The sequence below is a fragment of the Sulfuritalea sp. genome, assembly GCF_017302275.1.
Lineage (GTDB): Bacteria > Pseudomonadota > Gammaproteobacteria > Burkholderiales > Rhodocyclaceae > Sulfuritalea.
This window is the reverse complement of sequence record NZ_JAFLDR010000022.1, coordinates 22,825-46,359: the sequence shown is the minus strand read 5'-3', so window position 1 is coordinate 46,359 and position 23,535 is coordinate 22,825. Positions and strand designations below refer to the sequence as shown.

General features: G+C 62.7%; 23 protein-coding genes. 18 read left to right on the top strand and 5 right to left on the bottom strand.

Features of this window, described 5'->3' with window-relative positions:
• Positions 1–13: 13 nt before the first annotated feature.
• Positions 14–1,033, bottom strand: a complete 1,020-nt coding sequence (gene hrcA, locus J0M27_RS13115; protein WP_294992377.1) for a heat-inducible transcriptional repressor HrcA — start codon at positions 1,031–1,033, stop codon at positions 14–16.
• A gap of 108 nt (positions 1,034–1,141) precedes the next feature.
• On the opposite strand from hrcA, the gene J0M27_RS13110 reads away from it, so the two are divergent.
• A complete protein-coding gene (locus J0M27_RS13110) occupies positions 1,142–2,020 on the top strand; it encodes an NAD kinase (protein WP_294992333.1) in 879 nt (292 codons plus the stop codon).
• A gap of 3 nt (positions 2,021–2,023) precedes the next feature.
• The gene (recN, locus tag J0M27_RS13105; protein ID WP_294992330.1) at positions 2,024–3,688 is read left to right on the top strand and encodes a DNA repair protein RecN; all 1,665 of its coding nucleotides are present in this window, start codon (positions 2,024–2,026) and stop codon (positions 3,686–3,688) included.
• 54 nt (positions 3,689–3,742) lie between these two features.
• Here the strand turns inward: recN and J0M27_RS13100 are convergent, their stop codons facing one another.
• A complete protein-coding gene (locus J0M27_RS13100) occupies positions 3,743–5,191 on the bottom strand; it encodes a PcfJ domain-containing protein (RefSeq protein ID WP_294992328.1) in 1,449 nt (482 codons plus the stop codon).
• Between the two features lie 801 nt (positions 5,192–5,992).
• On the opposite strand from J0M27_RS13100, the gene J0M27_RS13095 reads away from it, so the two are divergent.
• The 6 genes from J0M27_RS13095 to J0M27_RS13070 all read left to right on the top strand — a co-directional run bounded on the left by J0M27_RS13095 (position 5,993) and on the right by J0M27_RS13070 (position 10,100).
• The gene (locus tag J0M27_RS13095; protein WP_294992325.1) at positions 5,993–6,988 is read left to right on the top strand and encodes a DUF2779 domain-containing protein; all 996 of its coding nucleotides are present in this window, start codon (positions 5,993–5,995) and stop codon (positions 6,986–6,988) included.
• A gap of 5 nt (positions 6,989–6,993) precedes the next feature.
• Positions 6,994–7,950 (top strand): WYL domain-containing protein, encoded by a 957-nt coding sequence (locus J0M27_RS13090; protein WP_294992322.1) that lies wholly within the window; start codon positions 6,994–6,996, stop codon positions 7,948–7,950.
• A 92-nt stretch (positions 7,951–8,042) separates the two neighbouring features.
• Complete coding sequence (locus J0M27_RS13085) at positions 8,043–8,681, top strand: hypothetical protein (RefSeq protein WP_294992319.1); 639 nt, start codon at positions 8,043–8,045, stop codon at positions 8,679–8,681.
• 134 nt (positions 8,682–8,815) lie between these two features.
• The gene (locus tag J0M27_RS13080) at positions 8,816–9,340 is read left to right on the top strand and encodes a hypothetical protein (protein WP_294992317.1); all 525 of its coding nucleotides are present in this window, start codon (positions 8,816–8,818) and stop codon (positions 9,338–9,340) included.
• Positions 9,341–9,477: 137 nt separating this feature from the next.
• On the top strand, positions 9,478–9,702 hold the full coding sequence (locus J0M27_RS13075; protein WP_294992314.1) for an AbrB/MazE/SpoVT family DNA-binding domain-containing protein: 225 nt from the start codon (positions 9,478–9,480) through the stop codon (positions 9,700–9,702).
• Complete coding sequence (locus J0M27_RS13070; RefSeq protein ID WP_294992311.1) at positions 9,699–10,100, top strand: PIN domain-containing protein; 402 nt, start codon at positions 9,699–9,701, stop codon at positions 10,098–10,100. Before J0M27_RS13075 ends, J0M27_RS13070 begins: the two co-directional genes overlap by 4 nt.
• 2 nt (positions 10,101–10,102) lie before the next feature.
• On the opposite strand, the gene J0M27_RS13065 is transcribed toward J0M27_RS13070, so the two are convergent.
• Positions 10,103–10,669: a TMEM165/GDT1 family protein gene (locus J0M27_RS13065; RefSeq protein WP_294992308.1), complete on the bottom strand. Its 567-nt coding sequence runs from the start codon at positions 10,667–10,669 to the stop codon at positions 10,103–10,105.
• 97 nt (positions 10,670–10,766) lie between these two features.
• Positions 10,767–11,216 (bottom strand): ferric iron uptake transcriptional regulator, encoded by a 450-nt coding sequence (gene fur / locus J0M27_RS13060; RefSeq protein WP_294992306.1) that lies wholly within the window; start codon positions 11,214–11,216, stop codon positions 10,767–10,769.
• 141 nt (positions 11,217–11,357) lie between these two features.
• On the opposite strand from fur, the gene J0M27_RS13055 reads away from it, so the two are divergent.
• The 6 genes from J0M27_RS13055 (at position 11,358) to J0M27_RS13030 (ending at position 18,287) form a co-directional block, all read left to right on the top strand.
• Positions 11,358–11,780, top strand: a complete 423-nt coding sequence (locus tag J0M27_RS13055; protein ID WP_294992303.1) for an outer membrane protein assembly factor BamE — start codon at positions 11,358–11,360, stop codon at positions 11,778–11,780.
• Positions 11,781–11,783: 3 nt separating this feature from the next.
• Complete coding sequence (gene dapB, locus J0M27_RS13050; protein ID WP_294992301.1) at positions 11,784–12,590, top strand: 4-hydroxy-tetrahydrodipicolinate reductase; 807 nt, start codon at positions 11,784–11,786, stop codon at positions 12,588–12,590.
• A gap of 138 nt (positions 12,591–12,728) precedes the next feature.
• Positions 12,729–13,859 carry a glutamine-hydrolyzing carbamoyl-phosphate synthase small subunit gene (gene carA, locus J0M27_RS13045; RefSeq protein WP_294992299.1) on the top strand — a complete coding sequence of 377 codons (1,131 nt, stop codon included), beginning with the start codon at positions 12,729–12,731 and terminating at the stop codon, positions 13,857–13,859.
• A 1-nt stretch (position 13,860) separates the two neighbouring features.
• Positions 13,861–17,106: a carbamoyl-phosphate synthase large subunit gene (gene carB, locus J0M27_RS13040; protein WP_294992296.1), complete on the top strand. Its 3,246-nt coding sequence runs from the start codon at positions 13,861–13,863 to the stop codon at positions 17,104–17,106.
• Complete coding sequence (gene greA, locus J0M27_RS13035) at positions 17,103–17,582, top strand: transcription elongation factor GreA (protein WP_294992294.1); 480 nt, start codon at positions 17,103–17,105, stop codon at positions 17,580–17,582. Before carB ends, greA begins: the two co-directional genes overlap by 4 nt.
• Positions 17,583–17,822: 240 nt before the next feature.
• Entirely contained in the window at positions 17,823–18,287 is a 465-nt protein-coding gene (locus J0M27_RS13030) for a DUF4149 domain-containing protein (protein ID WP_294992291.1), read from the top strand.
• Here J0M27_RS13030 and J0M27_RS13025 read toward each other — a convergent pair.
• Entirely contained in the window at positions 18,284–18,661 is a 378-nt protein-coding gene (locus J0M27_RS13025) for a YhbY family RNA-binding protein (protein WP_294992288.1), read from the bottom strand. The two genes, J0M27_RS13030 and J0M27_RS13025, sit on opposite strands and share 4 nt — an antisense overlap.
• A 14-nt stretch (positions 18,662–18,675) precedes the next feature.
• Here J0M27_RS13025 and rlmE point away from each other — a divergent pair, with 14 nt between their 5' ends.
• The 4 genes from rlmE to glmM all read left to right on the top strand — a co-directional run bounded on the left by rlmE (position 18,676) and on the right by glmM (position 23,531).
• Complete coding sequence (gene rlmE, locus J0M27_RS13020) at positions 18,676–19,317, top strand: 23S rRNA (uridine(2552)-2'-O)-methyltransferase RlmE (RefSeq protein ID WP_294992286.1); 642 nt, start codon at positions 18,676–18,678, stop codon at positions 19,315–19,317.
• 89 nt (positions 19,318–19,406) lie between these two features.
• A complete protein-coding gene (gene ftsH, locus J0M27_RS13015; protein ID WP_294992283.1) occupies positions 19,407–21,287 on the top strand; it encodes an ATP-dependent zinc metalloprotease FtsH in 1,881 nt (626 codons plus the stop codon).
• Positions 21,288–21,345: 58 nt separating this feature from the next.
• A complete protein-coding gene (folP, locus tag J0M27_RS13010; RefSeq protein ID WP_294992281.1) occupies positions 21,346–22,176 on the top strand; it encodes a dihydropteroate synthase in 831 nt (276 codons plus the stop codon).
• Entirely contained in the window at positions 22,176–23,531 is a 1,356-nt protein-coding gene (gene glmM / locus J0M27_RS13005; RefSeq protein ID WP_294992278.1) for a phosphoglucosamine mutase, read from the top strand. Before folP ends, glmM begins: the two co-directional genes overlap by 1 nt.
• Positions 23,532–23,535 lie beyond the last annotated feature (4 nt).

Here is a 23,535-nt window from a genome sequence, read left to right as displayed (position 1 = left end):
GCTCGGGACGCGCTCAGGGGGCGGAGAGGGCGGACGTAAGCAGTTTGGCGGTGATGTCGACAATCGGGATCACGCGCTCGTAGGCCATGCGCGTTGGACCGATGACGCCGATGGTGCCGACGATCTGGCCGTCGACTTCGTAGGGCGCGGCGACCACCGAGCATTCGTCGAGCGGGGCGATGCCCGATTCGCCGCCGATGAAGACCTGCACGCCCTCGGCGCGACTGGATAGCTCCAGCAGCTGGGCCAACCCGGTGCGCTGCTCGAACAAATCGAACAGGCGCCTCAGGCGGGCCATGTTGGACGACAGGTCCTCGACGCCGAGCAGGTTCTTCTCGCCGCTGATCACATACTGCGTCGAGGTATCGGAAATGGCCTGGTTGCCGGCATCGAGTGCGGCCGTCATCAGTTCCGACATGTCGGCGCGCAACTGGCGCAGTTCTTCGACGACGCGCGCGCGCACCTGGTCGAAGTCGAGGCCGAGGCAGTTCTGGTTGAGGTAGTTGGCGGCCTCGACCAGTTCGGAAGAGCCGTAGTTGCGCTGGGTGAACAGGATGCGGTTCTGCACGTCGCCGTCGGCGGTGACGATGATCAGCAGCACGCGCTTGTCGGACAGGCTGAGGAATTCGATCTGGCGGATGCGTGGCTGCTGGCGGCGCGGCGCCACCACCACGCCGGCGAAGGCAGTAAGCTGCGACAGTAGTTGCGAGGCATGGCTGATGACCAATTGCGGCTGGTCGGGCTGGATCGCTTCCTTGATTTCCGACAGTTCGCTGCCCTGCAGCGGTTTCACCGTCAGCAGGGAATCGACGAACAACCGGTAGCCCAGCGGGGTCGGCACGCGTCCGGCCGAGGTGTGCGGGCTGGCGATGAACCCCATTTCTTCAAGGTCGGACATCACGTTGCGGATCGTTGCCGGCGAAAGTTCGAGACCGGAATACCTGGACAAGGTGCGCGATCCGACCGGCTGACCTTCCGCTATGTAGCGTTCGATGAGGGTCTTCAGCAGAGTTTGTGCGCGATAGTCGAGCATGGCGCCGATTCTAGCCGTTTCGGGCACCAGCATCGCTCTGGCCTCGCCGGTGGAAAATCTGCCGGCCTTCGCCTGCCTTCGGTGCGCTGATATGGTTTAATCGCCGGCATGAACAACGCATTTCGCAGCGTCGCCCTGATCGGCAAATATCGGAGCCGGGAGATCGCCGCTTCCCTGCTCGAACTGGCCAGATTCCTCAGCCAGCGCGGTGTCGAGGTGTTGCTGGAGGAGGCGACGGCGGGCGCCGTCGGCGCCAACGGCTACCTGGTCGCCGGCTACGAGAAGATCGGCGAGCGCGCCGAACTCGCGGTCATCCTCGGTGGCGACGGCACCATGCTCAACGCGGCGCGGCAATTGGCTCGCTTCGACGTGCCGCTGGTCGGCATCAACCAGGGCCGCCTCGGCTTCATGACCGACATCGCGCTGGACGAAATGATAGGGAGCATCACCGCCCTGCTCGATGGCAAGTTTTCGCGCGAACACCGATTTCTGCTCGACAGCGAAGTCCTGCGCGATGGCGAGGTGGCCTACCGGACCCTGGCGCTGAACGACGTCGTGGTCAACAAGGGCGATCTGGGGCGCATGATCGAACTCGAGGTCAAGGTCGATGCCGAATTGATCCACGTCCTGCGCGCCGACGGCCTCATCGTTTCGACCCCGACCGGTTCGACCGCCTATGCGCTTTCCGCCAATGGTCCGATCCTGCATCCCTCGGTGCAGGGCATCGCCATCGTGCCGCTGTGTCCGCATGCCCTGTCGAACCGGCCGATCACGGTCAGCGACAGCAGCAAGATCGACATCGCCCTGCTCCCGCCGCACGACGCACGGGTACACTTCGACGGCCAGACGAGTTTCGACGCCCGCGCCGGCGACGTGGTGCGCATGCGCCGCTCCAGCCACGGCGTAACCCTGCTGCATCCGCCCGGCTACAGCTATTTCGCGATGCTGCGCGAAAAGCTGCACTGGAGTGCCACTCCCCGTCACTGATCCATGCTGCTGCGCCTGATCATTCGCGATTTCGTCATTGTCGACCGGCTCGAACTCGAGTTCAGCGCGGGTTTCGGCGCCCTCACCGGCGAGACCGGCGCCGGCAAGTCGATCCTGGTCGATGCGCTGTCGCTGGCCCTGGGCGAGCGCGCCGATGCTACCGTGGTGCGTAGCGGTGCTGAGCGCGCCGAGATTTCCGCGGAGTTCGACGTCGCGCCGGACGGCGCGCTGCGGGGCTGGCTGCAGAGCAACGACTACGACAGCGATGCCTGCCTGCTGCGCCGCGTGATCGACAGCGCCGGGCGCTCGCGTGCCTACATCAACGGCGCCGCGGCGACTCTCGGACAGTTGCGAGAGCTGGCGGATTTCCTGGCCGACATCCATGGCCAGAATGCCCACCATTCCCTGATGCGCGCCGACGCCCAGCGCAGCCTGCTCGACACCCACGCCGGGGCCCAAACGCTGGCGAAGGATGTCGCCGTCGCCTGGTCCGCGTGGCGCGTGGCGCGCGAGGCGCGACAGGCCGCCGAGAAGGATGTCGAGGCGACGCAGCGCGAACGCGAACTGCTCGACTGGCAGGTAAAGGAACTGCTTGCGCTGGGCTTCGATGCGGACGGCTGGCTGGAAACGGAACAGGAGCAGCGTCGGTTGGGCAATGCCAAGGAGTTGCTCGACGGCGTCGGTGCCGCATTGGCGGGGCTGGAGGATGGCGAGGCGGCGAACCTGCCCTCGCTGCAGCATGCCGGCGCCCGCCTGGCGCAGCTGACCGCTTTCGACCCGGCACTGGGCGAGGCGGCACAATTGTTCGAAGGCGCGCTGATCCAGCTCGAAGAGTCGGCGCTGGCGCTACGGCGTTACCAGGATCGCCTGGAACTCGATCCGGCGCGTCTGGGTGAACTGGACAACCGCATCGACGCGGTGACGCAGATGGCGCGCAAGCACCGCGTCACTCCCGAGGAACTGCCCGAGTTATTGCAGCGCCTGCAATCCCGCCTCGCCGAACTGACCCTGCGCGCCGATCCTGAGGCGCTGGCCGAGCGGGAACGCCGGACGGAGGCGGCATTCCGCAGCGTGGCGAAACAACTCTCGGCGCTGCGAGCGAAAACCGCCAAGGCACTGGCCAAGGCGGTCACCGCCGGCATGCAGGAACTGGCGATGGCAGGCGGGCGTTTCGAGATTGCCCTCGAAGCCCTGCCGGAGGGCGCCGCCAGCGGGCTTGAAAGCGTTGAATTCCGGGTCTCCGCCAACGCTGGGCAGCCCTTGCGTGCCCTGGCCAAGGTCGCTTCCGGTGGCGAGTTGTCGCGCATCGGCCTCGCGCTGCAGGTGATCGCCAGCCAGGCGAAGTCAGAAAAACTCGCCGCCGGCACGCTGATCTTCGACGAAGTCGATGTCGGCATCGGCGGCCGCGTCGCCGAGATCGTCGGCCGCATGCTGCGCGAGTTGGGACGGAGTCGGCAGGTGCTGTGTGTGACGCATTTGCCTCAGGTGGCGGCGCAAGCCAACTGGCAATGGTCGATCGCCAAGCAGACGCGCGATGGCGCGACGACCTCTACGGTGCATGTACTCGACGCGGAGGCCCGCGTCGGCGAGATCGCGCGCATGCTCGGCGGCGAAAAAATTACGGACACCACGCGCCGCCACGCGGCGGAAATGCTGGGGCTGGAATGAATTGGACATCGGCTGACGAACTCGAAGTAGTGCTTGATAAAGGCACCTACGCCGTCAGTAGTAGTTTTTCCAGTATCTGAGGCTCAGGTCGAAGCATCGCTCGTTGCCGGTGGCTCGGTAGTGCTCCATGGCACGGTCGTCGGTCAGTTCGTCATCAAAGCCGAACTCGCGGAATTCAACGGCGGCTTTTTCATTGCAGTGCCAGTACCAGGCTTCCTCTTCCTGAAGTCGTCGATCAAGCCAGGCGAAGGCGCATTGCGAATCGCGCAGTACGCGCTGCATTACCCTGTTCAGCAATTCGCTCGGGTATTCGTCGTCGTCCACTGCAAAAATTAGCTTGATACGCTCATGGCGCGCTGCGTGAAAATTCAGAATACGGAGAAGTTGATTCTGCTCCGATCCCCGCATTTTTTCGATGACAAAGTCGATGATCTCCCTGCACCCCGCGAGCGGAGGTTGATTCCCGTATCCACGGTGCTGTACAACTCCAAGAATGGCATGCGCCTTGGTATTCTTTCGCAGCGAGATTTCGGCGGTCGACAAGCTTTGGCCCTCGCCGGTTCGGATTGACAGAATATGACTGGCGCCCAACATGCAATTCTTGACATAGCTGCTGACGCAGTGGTTTAAGCGTTGGGTTTCGATTTCCAGTTCGCCCGGATTCGTCAGGGATACGGCAGTCAGATTTCCAAGGCTATAGGGCATTCCGGGTAAGGCGGGCCAATCGCGTAAGTCTTCTGGCGCCGTATTTGCAATTTCCAGGCGTATCGCCCGCCGCACCTCCTTCTTCCATCGTGCGGCCTGCCTTATCAGTTCCGATGCCGAATAGCGCTCCAGGAACTCCGGTGCCAGGCAAGTTTCCGCGATGTCTTTCAGAAAGAGATTCGGTTCCCCGTAATTTCCACCGGAGCCACACCATTGGCGGACAGCACGAATGTAGGCCCTGACAGCCAGCCAGCGACGAGACTTGTCTCGCCCAAGTTCCCGTTGCAGGAACTTGTCGCTGGCTTCGTAGCCCGCCGAGCAAAGCCCTGCCAGGATGCGTCGATACAGTGGATCAGGCTGGTAACGCAGATCGGGGTTCCGATGGGTGCTCCAGTCGCCAATGTGTGTGGAGCCAAACCACATTTCCTCGAAGATGCGCCAATCCGTACTCCGCACCGGAAGATGCTCGGGCGGCAGCATGTCGAGCATCAGGCACATTTCGCCGAAGCGATTCCACCAAACGAATTTGGCAAGTGTGGAAACCTTGTTTCGCAGGCACCGGACCGTGCTCTTCTTTATGCCGAATTGGGACGCAACAAGTTCGATCAGAGGTTTTCCGGCGTCGATGGCCGTTTCGATTGCGGCGGAATTCGGAGTGATCGACTGTTGGGCGACGAGCTTCATGATGCCCGGAAAGGCTTCCGCCGCCTGTTGGCGGTTGCGCTTTACAGTGGGGTCGGGATGATCCATCCATATCGTTACCGGATCGATCTCGCCGCATTCGATTTGCCGTTCCATGGCTATTCCATATTGAATGAATGCTCGACAGAGTTCGTGGGCCCGATCGGACCAGCCATCAATCTATCGCGTGCGTGCGGCAACTTGTGTCGCACCCTGTCGGTGAAGGCACGCCGGTCATATTGGTTGCCATTGCCCAAAACCTGACGCGTGCGGCGCATTTTGTCGCATCACCGAATTACGATGTACATGTCTGGAATCGTTCGGATGGGGTCGCAAAAAATATCTCTGGCATAAGCCCTCAAGCTCGATTTGGATGGTAAAAACAGACAATCTGTCTCGGCGGATCAACGCATGCGCATTCTCTCGAAATCCAAGTTGCTCGCCTTCCGCCAGTGTCTCAAGCGGCTCTGGCTGGAAATCCATCGCCCTGAACTACGGCAGGACTCGGCGTCAACGCAGGCAAGTTTCGCCGTCGGGAACCAGGTGGGAGTTATTGCGCGGCGTTTGTATGACCCGCAAGGCAAGGGACAACTGATCGACGTGCAGGCGGAGGGTTTCGAGGCGGCGTTTGTCCTTAGCCGGAATCTGCTCGATTCATCGCGGCCGATTTTTGAGGCGGGATTTTCCTCGTGCGGCGCGCAGGCCTTTGCCGACGTGATGTTGCCGGCGAAAAGGGCAGGCAAGAAGGTTTGGAAGATGGTCGAGGTGAAGTCATCGACCAGCGTCAAGGACTACCATCGGGACGACGTTGCCGTTCAGGCCTTCGTTGCCAGGAGCGCGGGCGTACCGCTGCTGTCCGTTGGGCTGGCGCATATCGATAGCCACTGGGTCTATCCCGGCGGGGAGGATTACCAGGGGTTGCTGGTCGAGACCGATCTGACCGATGAAGCCTTCGGCCGGGAAGCCGAAGTCAAGACATGGATTGCAGAGGCACAATCCATCGTTCGCAGGCGCAGGGAACCAAAAATCGCCACGGGCCGGCGCTGCGTGCAGCCCTATGCCTGCGGCTTTCTTGGGTACTGCGAGAGTCTGGAAACCGAAGCCAAGTTTCCCGTCAACTGGCTGCCGAAAATTCAGACGAAAGCCCTGAGGGCGCTGATCGAGGTCGAGGGCGTGACCGACATGCGCAAGGTTCCCGACGAACTTCTCAACGAGCGCCAGTTGCGCGTCAAGTCGCATACGCTGACGGGCAAAACCTACTTCGATTCCCGGAACGCCTTGGCCGATCTGGCGGCCTGCAAGCTTCCCGCGTACTTCATCGATTTTGAAACCATCCAGTTCGTCGTACCCGTCTGGAAGGCGACGCGACCGAATCAGAACATCCCCTTCCAGTTCAGCGTTCATCGCCTTGCGCGAACCGGAAAACTAGACCATCAAGCCTTTCTCGATTTGTCCGGCAAGGATCCGTCAAGGGCATTCGCCGAATCCCTGATCAATGCATGCGGTGAGACAGGGCCGGTGTTCGTCTACAACGCATCTTTCGAAGCGACGCGCATCCGGGAACTCGCCGATCGCTTTCCGCGCATGAAAAAAGCGCTGCTCGCCATCACCGACCGTGTGGTTGATCTTCGTCCGATTGCCGAGCAACGCTACTACCATCCGAAACAGCAGGGAAGCTGGAGCCTCAAGAAGGTATTGCCGGCGATCGTGCCGGAGCTTCGTTACGATGCGCTGCCAGGCGTGCAGGATGGCGGAATGGCCATGAATGCCTACGTGGAAGCCGTATCGCCGGATACGACGCCGGCCAGAATGGCCCGCATCGAGCAGGAGCTGCTCGATTACTGCAAGCTCGATACCTACGCAATGGTCAGACTCTGGCAGGTTTTCGCGGGCCGTGGCGACCTGACGATCTGATTCCCATGGCCAAGCGTTCCGATACCCTCACCACGGTTCTGCTGGCCCTTGAACTGCTGCGCCGGATACCGCGTAATCGGAAGATTTCAGCATCCGAACTACGGGATCAACTGTCCGGGCTTGGGCTCGATCGCGATCTGCGAACCATCCAGCGCCAACTGGAAATGCTCAGCGAACACTTCGACATCGAGCGCGATGATCGCAGCAAACCCTTTGGTTATCGCTGGAAGGAGCGTGCCAAAGGGCTTGCCTTGCCGATGCTGAGCGAGCAGGAATCGCTGCTGCTGACCTTGGCGGAGAAGCATTTGCGGAACCTGTTGCCTGCCAGCCTGATGAAATCCATGGATGGATTTTTTGTCCAGGCGCGCACCAATCTCGGTCCATCGGGCAATTCAAAACGCGAGCGCGAATGGCTGTCCAAGGTCCGGGTGGTCAGCACCACGCAACCACTCCTGCCGCCGAAGATCAGGCCTGGCGTGTTCGAGGAAGTGAGCAATGCGCTGTATGCCAACCGGTGGCTGACCGTGGATTACAGGAATGCGGCGGGCAAGCGGTCGGAGTCGGAAGTGATGCCCCTGGGTCTCGCCCAGCAGGGACCACGCCTGTATCTGGTTTGTCGCTATCGCGATTTCGACAATGAACGCAGCCTGGCAATCCACAGGATCGTCTCCGCCAAGGCCTCGACGCTGACCTTCGATCGTCCCAGGGATTTCGACTTGCAGAAGTACGACGATGACGGGCGGTTCGGTTTCGGCGACGGCAAGCGAATTCGTCTCACGTTTCGAATTGACAAGAAAGCCGACCTGCATCTTCTCGAATCGCCCTTGTCTGCCGATCAGATGGTGAAGGAACTTGGTGAACAGTTGGAAATCAGTGCAACCGTGGTGGATACGGCGCAACTGGAATGGTGGTTGCGGGGGTTTGGTGACCGGGTGAGCGATATTCGGCGAGATGCAGACTAGAGCTCGGAGGCCAAATAAATGAGAATTGTACTTGTGCTCAACTGGCTTGTTCTCTGAATCGAGAACGCGGGAAACTTAAGGAGGAAGGAGTTATGGCGCAAAACGTGTGTCGACCAAAGATATGGAAAGCTGTTAAGAAAGTATGGAGCGATACCATTCGCGAAAACTATAACCGCTCCCATGAGCTAAATTCGGAACACAGTCTGCAGGCCGCGCTATATGCACGCCTTAAACCAGAGATTGCGGACATTAGTCCAAACTTAACAATTTTCGTCGAACCAAAAATCAGGCTGGGGCGAGAAGCAAAGGCTGTGGTCTTCCCGGATATTTTGATTTGCAATATCAGATCATTGACACTGATATGTGCGATTGAACTGAAATACAAACCTCGAGTTACGGGGGCGGCAATCAAAAAGGCGCTTGCAAAGGATATCAAAACTCTTCTGGCTCTGGCCAATGTCAATAGCAGCATTTGCTTTGAACATGAACGTCACCATGGCCCACGACCAAGGGAAAATTTGTACAAGAGCACTCCTACTACGCTCTATGTCTGGGCCGGGGTATATGCAGCAAAAAGCAAGGATACTCAGGCTTCGGAGGATGCAAAATTCGTCATGAATGTGATCGAAGACGGAGGGTTGCGCGAATTGGCAGAAAGCGGCAAGTTTCGATCTTTGCATGCGATAACCAGTAAGGACGAACCTGCCCAGGTATGGCCGACTTGCCCGTAATTGCTGCCGTCCCGCCAGCGCCGACTTTTACGGCTTGGCCCGCTTGAAGCGACACAAACTGTCGCACGTTCTCGTAACCTGTATTTATAGCCGGACGCACCGAGTGCGTCGGCCTTTCATAACAGGAGAACGACATGACCATCAAGGCACAACTGACGCTCGACGACGGCGAGCAAAGCGTTTCCATATTGCTTGATTCCAAGGTGGTGGTGGCATTGGCTGAGGCTTTGTCTGACCATCAGGACAATGCCCAGACTTTCGATCTGCTTTCCCGCCACGGCGATTGCCTGGTGCGGGAGGCAATTGCCGACAAGTCCAATTTGCCGGTTGCCGCCGTCCATCGCCTGGCGGCGGATTCCGCGATGTCGGTGGCGAGGGCGCTGCTGACGATTAACGAGGCTTGCGCGCGTTTGAGCAACGACGAGGTTCTCGCGCTTTGTCGGCGCGATCCGGAATTGGCCGGCATGGTAGCGTGCCGCTATGAAGATTTTGTGCTGGATGACGATGCGGTCATCGATTTTCTGGAAAAGCATCCGGACACGAAGGTACGCGAGAGCCTGGCTGACAATCCTTTTGTCCCCAAGCCGGTACTGCGCCGCATCGCGCAAGGTGATCCCGACCCGCGGGTTCGGGAATCCGCGCGGCAAGTGATGCTTTGATCCGGGTGGTTGGCCAAGTCCGAGTTGAAACAGCTTTCTCGTTCCCGCCGGGCGCCGTCCCGTCGTCAGTCTTGATCCTTGGTTCGCTTTGAATTACATTACTAGTCGATAGGTAATTCAATGCAACGGAGAATTCCATGAAAAGCACACTGACTTCACGCGGGCAGACCGTGGTGCCGGCTGAAATTCGACACCAGTTCGGTCTGACGCCATCCGACGGCCTGGAGTGGCTGGTGGAAGGCACGACAATCCGCGTGGTGCCGGTGCGGCGCGATCCGGTGGCGGCGTTTCGTGGCCAGGGCAAGGGCGGTACGGTCAAACGACTGCTCGCCGAGCGCAAGGCGGACCGGGCGCGCGAATGAAGCGCTGGCTGCTGGACACGTCGGCCCTGCTGGCCCTGCGCGACGACGAGGCCGGCGCGGAGCGGGTCGCGGCGCTGCTGCGGCAGGCTCAGGCGGGGCGCGCCGCTTGCTGCGGCTGCTTCATGTCCTTGATGGAGGTGTATTACCGCGTCTGGAAGGACGAGGGTGAGGCGGCCGGGCGTCTCGCCTATGAGCAGTGTCGTTCCCTGCCGATGGAGTGGATCCATGAATCCGCCGAGTTGCTGGAGGAGGCGGCGGCAATCAAGGCGAAGAATGCCTTGTCCCTGGCCGACGCGTGGATCGCGGCGACGGCGCGCCTTGCGGGCGCAACGCTGGTGCACAAGGATCCGGAGTTCGCCGCGCTCAAGCAGCCGCAGGAAGTTCTGCCACTCAAATAGGCTTATACGGCCGGCGCGCCGAGCATGGTCGCCACGCCGGTGGCGATGAAAACACCCGCCGCGATCCAGCGGATCTGGTCGAGCGGCAGGCGCTTCGCCAGTTTTTCGCCGACGATCACGGCCGGCACGTTGGCCAGCATCATGCCCAGCGTGGTACCCAGCACCACGGCGACCAGCGCGCCCTGGAACTGCGCGCCCAAAGCCACTGTCGCGAACTGCGTCTTGTCGCCCATCTCGGCGATGAAGAAGGCGATCGTGGTGGTGACGAAGGCGCCGGCCGGGTGAATTTTCGGGTCTTCGTCGAGCGAATCCGGATGCAGCGCCCAGAGGCCGAAGGCGATGAACACGGCGCCCGTGATCCAGGGCAGCCATTGTGGCGCGATCAACTGCGCCAGCCAGACGCCGACAGAGCCCGCCAGTGCATGGTTGAGCACGGTCGCGACGAAAATTCCGGCAATGATGGCCCATGGCTTGCGCAGCCGTGCGGCGAGGACAAAGGACAACAATTGTGTCTTGTCGCCGATTTCGGCGACGGCCACCAGCATGGTGGAGGTGAGGAGGGCTTCCATGGGGACGTGAGTCGAAAAGGAGGAACGCGATGCGCGTACCGGGTCGCCACCACGCTTGTCGTGCCGGCTTCCGGTGGCTGGCACCACCGGTTGGCGTTCAGGCGTCCTGCTTCCTGCGGTTGGGGCAGTCGGCCTTGTTGCACTCGACGTAAAGATAGAGGGCGTGTTCGCGCATGATGAAACCGCGCTCCTCGGCGATCTTGTGCTGGCGCTTCTCGATTGCCGCGTCGAAGAATTCCTCCACCCGGCCGCACTGCAGGCAGACCAGATGGTCGTGGTGCTTGCCTTCGTTGAGTTCGAAGATCGACTTGCCCGACTCGAAATGATGGCGCTGCAACAGGCCCGCCTGCTCGAACTGGGTCAGGACGCGATAGACCGTGGCAAGGCCGATGTCGAGTCCGTCGGCCAGCAGGTGCCGGTAGACGTCCTCGGCGGTGACGTGTCGCGGCGAACCTTCATCCTGCAATTTGTGGAAGAGGTCGAGTATCTTCAGGCGCGGGTAGGTTGCCTTGAGGCCGATGCTCTTGAGGTCGTCGGGATGGGTCATTGGCGGGACGCGCAGCGCTGGGCCGAGTGGCCCGCTATGATATAGTTTTCGCGGGCCGATGGCGACAATCCTTCCGGCCGACATTGCGGCCAGCCGGCAACGATGGCCACTAACGACCCGCGGTTTTTCCGGATTCTCCCGATGAAGCGAACTTTCCTGCTGTTGCCATTTCTTGCGGCCTGTTCCAGTACGCCGCAGATCACCAACGTGCTGTCTCCCTATCGCATCGACGTGCGGCAGGGCAACCTGGTCACCCAGGAGATGGTGGCGCAACTGAAGCCGGGCCTGACCCGTGAGCAGGTTCGCTTCATCCTCGGTTCGCCGCCGCTGGCCGACATGTTCCATGTCAATCGCTGGGATTACGTGTACCGCCTGCGGCCGGGGCAGGGAGAGGTTCAGCAGCGCGTTCTGACCGTATTTTTCGAGAACAACAAGCTGACTCGCGTTGCCGGCGACGTGGTCGCCGAGGACGGTGCGCAGGCTGCCGTGCCCAAGCCGGCGGCTCAGGTCATCGACATCCCCGCGCCGGCGGCCACTGGTGCCGCGGCGCCGGAGAAGAAGTAAGCCATGGAAAAGATCCGCTATGCCATTGCCGGGAGTTCCGGGCGCATGGGCCGCACCCTGATCGAGGCCATCCAGCAGGATGCCGGTGCCGCGCTTGCTGCCGCACTGGAACACGCCAGCAGCCCCTTCATCGGCAAGGATGCCGGCGAACTGGTTGGCACGCCCTGCGGCATCAGGATCACCGCCGATCTCGATGCGGCGCTGGCGGTGTCCGATTGCCTGATCGATTTCACCCGCCCGGAGGGCACGATGCTGCACCTGGAGGCCTGCAAGCGCCACAAGGTCAGCCTGGTGATCGGCACCACCGGGTTTTCGGCGGAAGGCAAGGCGGCGATCGCCGAGGCGGCGCGTACCATTCCCGTTGTCTTCGCACCGAACATGGCGGTGGGCGTCAATGCGGTGTTCCGCCTGCTCGACGTCGCGGCGCGCATACTCAGCGAGGGCTATGACGTGGAAGTCATCGAGGCGCACCATCGGCACAAGGTCGATGCGCCGTCCGGCACGGCCCTGCGCATGGGTGAAGTGGTGGCCGCGGCGCTCGGTCGCGATCTGAGCCAGTGTGCCGTGTTCGGCCGCGAGGGGCACACCGGGGAGCGCCCGGCGGCGCAGATAGGCTTTTCGACCATACGCGGCGGCGACATCATCGGCGACCATACGGTCCTCTTCGCCGGTGTCGGCGAGCGCATCGAGATCACCCACAAGTCGGCCGGTCGCATGCCATACGCACAAGGCGCGCTGCGCGCCGGGCGGTACATGAGCGGGCGCGAACACGGCCTGTTCGACATGCAGGACGTGCTGGGCCTGAAGTAAACCAGAGTGATGCCGGAGGCCGCTTCGCGTTGCGGTTGACGGCGCAAAAGGCTATAATTCGAAGGTTTGCCGGACGCCATGAGAAACATGCGGTGTCCGGTTCCTATCGCCGCATCGCCTTGCTCCGGGAGCTTCATCGTGCCTCACTTTCCGCCTGCCCTTCTAGCCTTGGCCGACGGAACGGTGTTTCAAGGCAAGGGTATCGGCGCCAGTGGCAGCAGCGTCGGCGAAGTGGTGTTCAATACCGCGCTGACCGGCTACCAGGAAATCCTCACGGATCCTTCGTATTCGCGGCAGATCGTCACCCTCACCTATCCCCATATCGGCAACTACGGCGTCAATCGCGAGGATTGCGAAGCATCGCGCATCCACGCCGCCGGTCTGGTGATTCGCGACCTGCCGTTGCTGGCTTCGAACTTCCGCAGCGAACAGACCCTGGACGCCTACCTGCGGGCAGAGAATGTGCTCGGCCTGGCCGATATCGACACGCGCAAGCTGACCCGAATCCTGCGCGAAAAGGGCGCCCAGGCCGGTTGCCTGATGGCAGGTGAAACGCTCGATGCCGATGCCGCAGTGGCCCAGGCGCGCGCTTTTCCAGGTCTGGCCGGCATGGATCTGGCCCAGGTCGTCAGCGTGGCGAAGCCCTATGCCTGGAACGAGGGTGAATGGAAGCTCGGTGCCGGTTTCAGTGCCCAGGAGAATCCCCGCTTCCATGTCGTGGCCTATGATTTCGGCGTCAAGCGCAACATCCTGCGCATGCTGGCCTCGCGCGGTTGCCGCCTTACGGTGGTGCCGGCGCGAACCTCCGCCGAAGAGGTGCTGGCGCTGCGGCCCGACGGCATATTCCTTTCCAACGGTCCCGGCGACCCGGAGCCCTGCGATTACGCGGTAGCCGCGATTCGCGTCTTCCTTGACATGAAACTGCCGACCTTCGGCATCTGCCTTGGCCACCAGTTGATGGCGCTCGCTTCCGGTGGCAAGACCATGAAGATGAAGTTCGGCCATCACGGCGCCAACCATCCGGTGAAGGACCTCGAAACCGGCCAGGTCTTGATCACCAGCCAGAATCACGGCTTCGCCGCCGATCCGGCGACTCTCCCGGCGAACGTCAAAGTCACCCACGTCTCGCTGTTCGACGGCAGCCTGCAGGGCATGGCCTGGACCGACCGTCCGGCGTTCTGCTTCCAGGGTCATCCCGAAGCCAGCCCGGGGCCGCACGACGTGGCCTATCTGTTCGACCGCTTCATCCAGTCGATGGAGCGTAAATAACATGCCAAAGCGCACTGACATCCAAAGCATCCTTATCATCGGCGCCGGGCCGATCATCATCGGCCAGGCCTGCGAATTCGACTATTCGGGTGCGCAGGCCTGCAAGGCCTTGCGTGAAGAAGGCTACCGGGTAATTCTGGTGAACTCGAATCCTGCGACGATCATGACCGATCCGGAGATGGCCGACGTGACCTACATCGAGCCGATCACCTGGAAGGTGCTGGAAAACATCATCGCCAAGGAGCGCCCCGACGCGGTGCTGCCGACCATGGGCGGCCAGACCGCGCTGAACTGCGCACTCGACCTGGCCAAGCACGGTGTCCTCGAAAAGTACGGCGTCGAGATGATCGGCGCTTCGCGCGAGGCGATCGACATGGCCGAGGACCGCGAAAAGTTCAAGCAGGCGATGACGCGCATCGGCCTAGGTTCGGCGCGTTCCGGCATCGCCCACAGCATGGAGGAGGCGCAGCAGGTGCAGGGCGCCATGGGCTTCCCTACCATCATACGGCCCTCCTTCACCATGGGCGGCTCGGGCGGCGGCATCGCCTACAACCAGGAAGAGTTCGTCGAGATCTGCAAGCGCGGCCTCGAAGCCAGTCCGACGCGGGAGCTCCTGATCGAGGAATCCCTGCTCGGCTGGAAAGAGTACGAGATGGAGGTGGTGCGCGACCGCAAGGACAACTGCATCATCGTCTGCTCGATCGAGAACCTCGATCCGATGGGCGTGCACACCGGCGACTCGATCACCGTCGCCCCGGCGCAGACCCTGACCGACCGCGAATACCAGATCATGCGCAACGCCAGCATCGCCGTGCTGCGCGAAATCGGGGTCGATACCGGCGGCTCCAACGTCCAGTTCGCCATCAACCCGAAGAATGGCGCGATGGTGGTGATCGAGATGAACCCGCGCGTTTCGCGGTCGTCGGCGCTGGCCTCGAAGGCCACCGGCTTCCCGATCGCCAAGGTTGCGGCCAAACTCGCTGTTGGCTACACGCTCGACGAACTGAAGAACGACATCACCGGCGGTGCGACGCCCGCGTCCTTCGAACCCTCGATCGACTACGTGGTGACCAAGGTGCCGCGTTTTGCCTTCGAAAAGTTTCCGCAGGCGAACGACCGCCTGACGACGCAGATGAAGTCGGTGGGCGAGGTCATGGCCATCGGCCGCAGCTTCCAGGAGTCGATGCAGAAGGCGCTGCGCGGGCTGGAAGTCAGCGTCTATGGCTTCGATGACATCGATGCCGACAGCGAGGAAATCAATCGCGAGCTGGCGAGTCCGGGGCCGCAGCGCATCTGGTACCTCGCCCAGGCCTTCCGCGAGGGCTACACCCTGGCGCAGGTATTCGACCTGACCAGCATCGATCCCTGGTTCCTGGTGCAGATCGAGGACATCGTCAGCACGGAGTCCTGGATGCGTTCGCAGAACCTGGACGACCTCGATCGCGCGACGCTGCGCGGACTCAAGCGCAAGGGTTTTTCCGACCGCCGCATCGGCACGCTGGTCAATGCGAGCAAGGATCCGGCCGCCGGCGCCAGCGGCGAGACGGCGGTGCGCGAGCGGCGCCATGCTCTCGGCATCCGCCCGGTGTACAAGCGTGTCGATACCTGCGCCGCCGAATTTTCGACGGCGACGGCCTACATGTACTCGACCTACGAGGACGAGTGCGAGGCGCGACCGACCGCACGCAAAAAAATCATGGTCCTCGGTGGCGGGCCGAATCGCATCGGCCAGGGCATCGAGTTCGACTACTGCTGTGTGCATGCTGCGCTGGCGATGCGCGAGGACGGTTACGAAACCATCATGGTCAATTGCAACCCCGAGACCGTGTCGACCGACTACGACACCTCGGATCGCCTCTACTTCGAGCCCGTGACCCTCGAAGACCTCCTCGAAATCGTGCACGTCGAGCAGCCCGCGGGAGTTATCGTGCAATTTGGCGGGCAGACCCCGCTGAAGCGGGCGCGCGAACTTGAGGCCAACGGCGTGCCCATCATCGGCACCAGTCCGGACATGATCGATGCCGCCGAGGATCGGGAACGCTTCCAGAAGCTCCTGCACGACCTCGGCCTCAAGCAACCGCCGAATCGTACGGCGCGTACGGAGCCAGATGCGATTCGCCTTGCCGCGGAAATCGGCTATCCGCTGGTGGTGAGGCCATCCTATGTGCTCGGTGGCCGTGCGATGGAGATCGTCCACGAGCAGAAGGATCTCGAACGCTACATGCGCGACGCGATCAAGGTGTCCTTCGACTCGCCCGTGCTGCTCGACCGCTTCCTCAACGACGCCACCGAGGTCGATGTCGATGCCTTGTGCGACGGCAGGCAGGTACTGATCGGCGGCATCATGGAACACATCGAGCAGGCCGGCGTGCACTCGGGCGATTCGGCTTGTTCGCTGCCGCCGTTCTCGCTGTGCCCGGAAATCCAGGACGAACTGCGACGCCAGACGGAGATGATGGCCAAGGGCCTCAACGTGGTCGGCCTGATGAACGTGCAGTTCGCCATCCAGGGTCGCGGCCACGAAGCCGTGGTGTACGTGCTCGAAGTCAATCCGCGCGCATCGCGCACGGTCCCCTTTGTCTCCAAGGCGACCAGCCTGCCTCTGGCCAAGATCGCGGCGCGCTGCATGGCAGGACGCAGCCTGGCCGACCAGGGCGTTTCGCGCGAGATCATCCCGCCCTATTTCTCGGTGAAGGAGGCGGTGTTCCCCTTCATCAAGTTCCCCGGTGTCGATACCATCCTCGGGCCCGAGATGAAATCAACCGGCGAGGTGATGGGCGTCGGCCGGACCTTCGGCGAAGCCTTCGTCAAGTCGCAGTTTGCCGCCGGTACCCGCTTGCCGAAATCCGGCAAGGTGTTCCTCAGCGTCAAGCCGGCGGATCGCCCGAAGGCCGTCGATGTCGCGCGGGAGCTGCACGAACTGGGCTTTTCGCTGGTGGCTACCCGCGGCACCGGCGGCGCGATCGCGGCGGCTGGGATCCCGGTGGGCCTGGTCAATAAAGTCACCGAGGGCCGGCCGCATGTGGTCGACATGATCAAGAACGGTGAAATCGTCCTGATCATCAATACGGTCGAGGAGAAGCGCACCGCGATTGCGGATTCGCGCTCCATCCGTACATCGGCGCTGGGGGCCAAGGTGACGCTGTTCACCACCATCGAGGGTGGCCGGGCCGCCTGCGCAGGAATGCGCCACGCCGGCCTCGAAACCTATTCCTTGCAGTCCCTCCACGCAGAGTTGCCGGCATGAGCGGAAAATTTCCCATTACCCTGCGCGGCGCGGAACTGTTGCGCAAGGAATTGCAGCGCCTGAAATCGGTCGATCGCCCGGCTGTCATTGCGGCAATCGCCGAGGCGCGCTCACACGGCGACCTTTCCGAAAATGCGGAATACGATGCGGCCAAGGAACGCCAGGGCTTCATCGAAGGCCGCATCAAGGAGGTCGAAGGCAAGCTCGGCAACGCGCAGATCATCGATCCGGCATCGCTCGATGCCGATGGCCGCGTCGTGTTTGGCGCCACGGTCGAGCTGGAAGACACGGACAGCGGCGATGTCGTCACCTACCAGATTGTCGGCGACGACGAGGCCGACATCAAATCCGGCATGCTTTCGCTGAATTCACCGGTGGCGCGGGCGCTGATCGGCAAGTTCGCCGGCGACGTGGCCGAGGTGCAAACTCCGGGCGGACGCCGGGAATATGAAATCCTCGACGTCAAATACGTCTGAGCGCTTTTGAATAAATCTACTGCGCGTGCCGGATCCGGGCTTGGGCGGTGCTTTTCCACGGCCCGCTTTGCACAGCGGGCCGGCTGCGGCGGCGCAAAGCATGCTTTGCGAAACCCCGCCTCGCCCTCATGTACAGAAACGTACATTGGGGTAGCTGCGCTCCGGCCGCACTCCGCTGCGGCCCAGCGGCTACGCCCCGTAGGAAGTCCCCTTGGGGGACGATTTCTTCGTAAGCTCTGAATGAGGAGCTTTTTCTCCGCGCTGTACAGCGTCGCGGTGACCGTCTGGGTCGGAAGCCTGCTGGCGATCGGATATCTCGCCGCGCCGGTGCTGTTTGCCCAGTTGTCCGATCGCGGCCTGGCCGGCAACCTCGCGGGCGCGATGTTTACCTACACGGCCTGGATCGGAATGGGCTGCGGCGCCTATCTGCTCCTCTACCTGTTGGGCGCCAAAGGATGGCGGGCGATCCAGTCGGGAGTGTTCTGGATCGTGGTGCTGATGTTGGCGCTGGCGGCCGCCGGCCATTTCGGCGTGCAGCCATTGCTGGCCCAGTTGAAGGCCGATACTCTGCCACGCCAGGTCATGGAAAGCGCGCTACGGAGCCGTTTTGCGACCTGGCACGGGGTTTCCAGCGTGCTCTACCTGGTGCAGTCGCTGCTGGGTATTGCACTGGTGGTGCTGCAGGAGCGGGGCAGGGGACGTTAACGTTTCTGGCTGCGGGCTTCGCTGCGTGCGGCAGCCTGCTTCTTGGTCGCCGGTTCCGCTTTTCGCCGTACCGCCGGCGCCGACTTTTCAATGCGGGTCTCTTTGGGATTCTCGCGCCACAGCACCAGCAGGTTGCCGATGTGCTGAACCTCGGCACAGTCGAGCGCCGTGCGGATTTCGAGGAACAGGGCCTCGCGTACTTCCCGGTCAATGCCGTAGAGTCGGAGCTTGATCAGTTCGTGGGCCTTGAGGCAGCGGTCGATCTCGGCCAGCACCGAAGGCGTCAGGCCCTTCTGGCTGATGGAGACGACAGGTTTCAGATGGTGCGCGGCGGCCCGCAAGGCGCGGCGCTGGGTGGAGGAGATATCGATCATGGCGGGATTGTAACTTGGGCAGCAAGGTGGAAAGCAACAAGAAGAACAAGACCAACAAGGCCTGGATCCACGAGCACGTCAATGACGCCTACGTGCAGCGTGCCCGTGCCGAAGGCTGGCGCTCGCGTGCGGCGTTCAAGCTTACCGAGATCGACGACAAGGACAAACTGCTCAAGCCCGGCATGACGGTGGTAGACCTCGGTTCCGCGCCGGGCAGCTGGTCGCAGGTCGCGGCGCGGCGCGTGGCGCCCGGCGGCCGCCTGATCGCACTCGACATCCTGCCCATGGATGCCATGCACGGGATCGAGTTCATCCAGGGCGACTTTCGCGAGGATTCGGTCCTGCGGGCGCTGGCGGCTGCCTTGGGCGGCCGCCAGGTCGATCTTGTATTGTCGGACATGGCCCCCAATATGTCCGGGATCGCGGTGGTGGATCAGGCGCGCGTGATGCTCCTGGCGGAACTGACGCTGGAATTTTGTGCCCAACACCTGAAACCCGGCGGCGACATGCTGGTCAAGGTGTTCCAGGGCGACGGTTTCATGGAATTGCGCAAGGCGCTGCAGGAGCAGTTCGCCAACCTGCAGATGAGGAAGCCCGCGGCGTCGCGCAATCGCAGTGCGGAGATTTACCTGCTGGCGCGGGGGAAACGTGCTTGAACGCCTGAGGCTCGTGGTTTGCAGGGCGGTGCATTCGGCACTACAATGATTCGATTCGTAATCCCGGTTGCGGGAAAGAGAGGCTCCACTTGAATAACATGTTCAAAAGCATGGCGATCTGGTTGGTGATCGGCATCGTCCTGATGACCGTATTCAACCAGTTCAACACGCGCCAGGTCGCGCTCGGGTCGCTCGAGTACTCGCAGTTCCTCGAAGAGGTCAAACAGGGCCGCATCACCAAGGTGGTGATCCAGGGCCGCACGCTCGAAGCGACTACCACCGAGGGCAAGCGCATCACGACCTACGCGCCGCCCGACCTGTGGATGGTGTCCGACCTGCTGAAGAACAACGTCAAGGTGGTCGCCAAGCCAGAGGAGGAGCAGTCCTTCCTCACCAGCATCTTCGTTTCCTGGTTCCCGATGCTGCTGCTGATCGGCGTCTGGGTGTTCTTCATGCGCCAGATGCAGGGTGGCGGCAAGGGTGGTGCGTTCTCCTTCGGCAAGAGCCGGGCGCGCATGATGGATGAATCGTCGAACAACATCACCTTCGCCGATGTTGCCGGCTGCGATGAAGCCAAGGAGGAGGTTACCGAGATGGTGGACTTCCTGCGCGATCCCTCGAAGTTCCAGAAGCTCGGCGGCCGCATTCCCCGCGGCGTGTTGCTGGTGGGCTCCCCGGGCACCGGCAAGACGCTGCTGGCCAAGGCCATCGCCGGCGAGGCCAAGGTGCCCTTCTTCTCGATTTCCGGCTCCGACTTCGTCGAGATGTTCGTCGGCGTCGGCGCGGCGCGCGTGCGTGACATGTTCGAACAGGCAAAGAAGGCGGCCCCCTGTATCATCTTCATCGACGAGCTGGATGCCGTCGGCCGCCAGCGCGGTGCCGGCCTCGGTGGCGGCAACGACGAACGCGAGCAGACGCTGAACCAGATGCTGGTCGAAATGGACGGTTTCGAAGGCTCGGCCGGAGTCATCGTGGTCGCGGCCACCAACCGCCCCGACGTGCTCGATCCGGCCCTGTTGCGCCCCGGTCGCTTCGACCGCCAGGTCGTCGTCCCGCTGCCCGACATCCGCGGCCGCGAGCAGATCCTCAAGGTGCACATGCGCAAGGTGCCGGTGGCGCCGGACATCGACGCATCCGTTCTCGCGCGCGGCTGCCCGGGGTTCTCCGGCGCCGACCTGGCCAACCTGGTGAATGAAGCGGCCTTGTTCGCCGCGCGTGGCAACAAGCGCCTGGTGGACATGGAAGACTTCGAGCGTGCCAAGGACAAGATCATGATGGGTGCCGAGCGCCGTTCAATGGTCATGCCCGAGGAAGAACGCCGGAACACTGCCTACCACGAGTCGGGCCATGCGGTGGTCGCCAAGCTGCTGCCCAAGACCGACCCGGTGCACAAGGTCACCATCATTCCGCGCGGCCGCGCCCTCGGCCTGACCATGCAGTTGCCGACCGAGGATCGCTACAGCCAGGACCGCACCCGGCTGCTGTCCACCATCACGGTGCTGTTTGGTGGCCGCATTGCCGAAGAGTTGTTCATGGACCAGATGACTACCGGCGCATCGAACGACTTCCAGCGTGCCACCGACCTGGCGCGGCGCATGGTGACGCAATGGGGCATGTCGGACATCATGGGCCCGATGGTCTATGGCGAAGAAGAAGGCGAAATTTTTCTCGGCCGCTCCGTCACGACGCACAAGAATGTTTCGGAATCGACCATGCAGAAGGTCGACCTGGAAATCCGTCGCATCCTTGACGAGCAGTACGCCGTGGCGCGCCGTCTGCTCGAAGACAATCGCGACAAGGTCGAAGCCATGACCGCCGCCCTGCTCGAGATGGAAACCATCGATTCCGACCAGATCAACGACATCATGGCCGGCCTGCCGCCCCGTCCGCCGAAGCCTTCCAGTGCGGCTCCAACCCCTCGCGGCGACAACTCGCCGGGCCCTGAGCCGACAGCGCCGGCGCCGGCCTGATAGCTTCGCCACGCTACCTGCCGCCGAATAGTTCGTAGTTCGGCGGCTTTCTCATTTCATGACCCAGCACTTTCACTGCGGCCGCCATGTCCTGAACGCTGAGCGTCCGCTCATCATGGGCATCGTCAACCTGTCCGACGATTCCTTTTCCGGTGACGGACTGTGCGGCAATGCCGCTGCCGCGATCGGGCAAGGCTGGCGGCTGGTCGAGGAGGGGGCGCACATCCTCGACCTGGGTGCCGAGTCCTCGCGCCCCGGCGCGATGCCGGTGCCGACGCAGATGGAGATCGGCCGCCTGCTGCCGGTGATCGAGGGGCTGCAGGGCTGCGGTGTGCCGCTGTCCGTCGATACCGTCAAGCCCGAGGTAATGCGCGCGGTTCTTGCCGCCGGCGCCGACATGATCAACGACATCAACGCCTTGCGGGCGCCTGGCGCCATGGAACTGATCGCCGCCAGCCGCGCCGCGGTCGGCCTGATGCACATGCAGGGCGAGCCGCGAACGATGCAGGAGCATCCACACTATGCGGACGTCGTCGGCGAGGTCGCCGCTTTCCTTGCCGAGCGGGTTGCCGCCGCCGAGGCGGCCGGCATTGCGCTCAACCGCATCGCCGTCGATCCGGGCTTCGGCTTCGGCAAGACCCTGGAACACAACGTCGAACTGCTGCGTCGACTCGACGAACTGGTGGTGCCGGGTCTGCCCTTGCTGGTCGGCATGTCGCGCAAGTCGATGCTGGGCCTGATCACCGGTCGCGCGGCGCCCGATCGGGTCCATGCCGGCATCGCGGCGAATGTGCTTGCCGTATTGCGCGGCGCAAGGATTCTTCGGGTGCATGATGTCGCCGCGACGCGCGACGCTGTCGCCGTATTGCAAGCTGTGGAGGATTACTGATGGGACGCAAATATTTCGGCACCGATGGCGTGCGCGGTCGTGTCGGCCAGGCGCCGATCACCCCGGATTTCGTCATGCGCCTGGGATATGCCGCCGGGGCCGCACTGGTCGCGCGCGACAGCCTGCGGCCGCAGGATCGCCCCGCGGTACTGATTGGCAAGGACACACGCATTTCCGGCTACATGCTTGAAGCCGCACTTGAATCGGGATTCGCCGCGGCCGGGGTGGACGTGATGCTGTGCGGCCCGATGCCGACGCCGGCCGTGGCCTACCTCACCCGCGCGCTGCGCCTGCAGGCGGGCGTGGTGATCTCCGCCTCGCACAATCCGTTTGACGACAATGGCATCAAGTTTTTCTCGGCCCAGGGCGCCAAGCTGCCCGATGCGGTGGAACTCGACATCGAGGCGCGACTCGAGCAACCGATGGCATGCATGGATTCGGCTCAACTGGGCAAGGCGCGCCGGGTCGACGATGCCGCCGGGCGCTACATCGAGTTCTGCAAGAGCACCTTTCCCAACGACCTCGACCTGCGCGGCCTCAAGATCGTGGTCGATAGCGCGCATGGTGCGGCCTATCACGTCGCGCCGAACGTTTTCCATGAACTCGGCGCCGAAATAGTCGGCGTTGGCGACGCGCCCAACGGGCTCAACATCAACCACCAGGTCGGTGCCACCGCGCCTGCGGCGTTGCGCCAGGCGGTGCTGGAGCACAGGGCCGACTGCGGAATCGGGCTCGACGGCGACGGCGACCGGCTGGTGATGGTCGATGCGGCCGGAACCCTCTACGACGGCGACCAGTTGCTCTACGTGATCGCCCGCCATCGTGCGCGCAGCCAGGCCGTGCCCGGCGTGGCCGGTACCCTGATGAGCAACCTTGGCTTCGAGCACGCACTGGGTCGCCTTGGTATCGTCCTGGGCCGGGCCAAGGTCGGAGACCGCTATGTCCTCGAAATGATGCAGGACAAAGGCTGGATTCTCGGTGGAGAGAACTCGGGCCACATCATCTGCCTCGATCGGCACACCACCGGCGACGGCATCATCGCCGCCCTGCAGGTCCTCGCCGCGCTGCGCGCGACGGGCGAGACGTTGGCCGATGCCTGTGCCGACCTGACCCTGTATCCGCAGAAGCTGATCAACGTGAAAATGCCGGTCGGATTCGACTGGGCCGCCGACAGCGGCATCAAGTCGGCGGTGAGCGCCGCCGAGGCCACGCTCGACGGCAGCGGTCGCGTATTGCTGCGCCCCTCCGGTACCGAACCCTTGCTGCGCGTGATGGTCGAGGGGCGCGATGCCGCGCTGGTTCTGGGCCAGGCGGAGGCCATCGCGGGTTCGGTAAGGCGGGCGTTCGGCGCCTGATCGA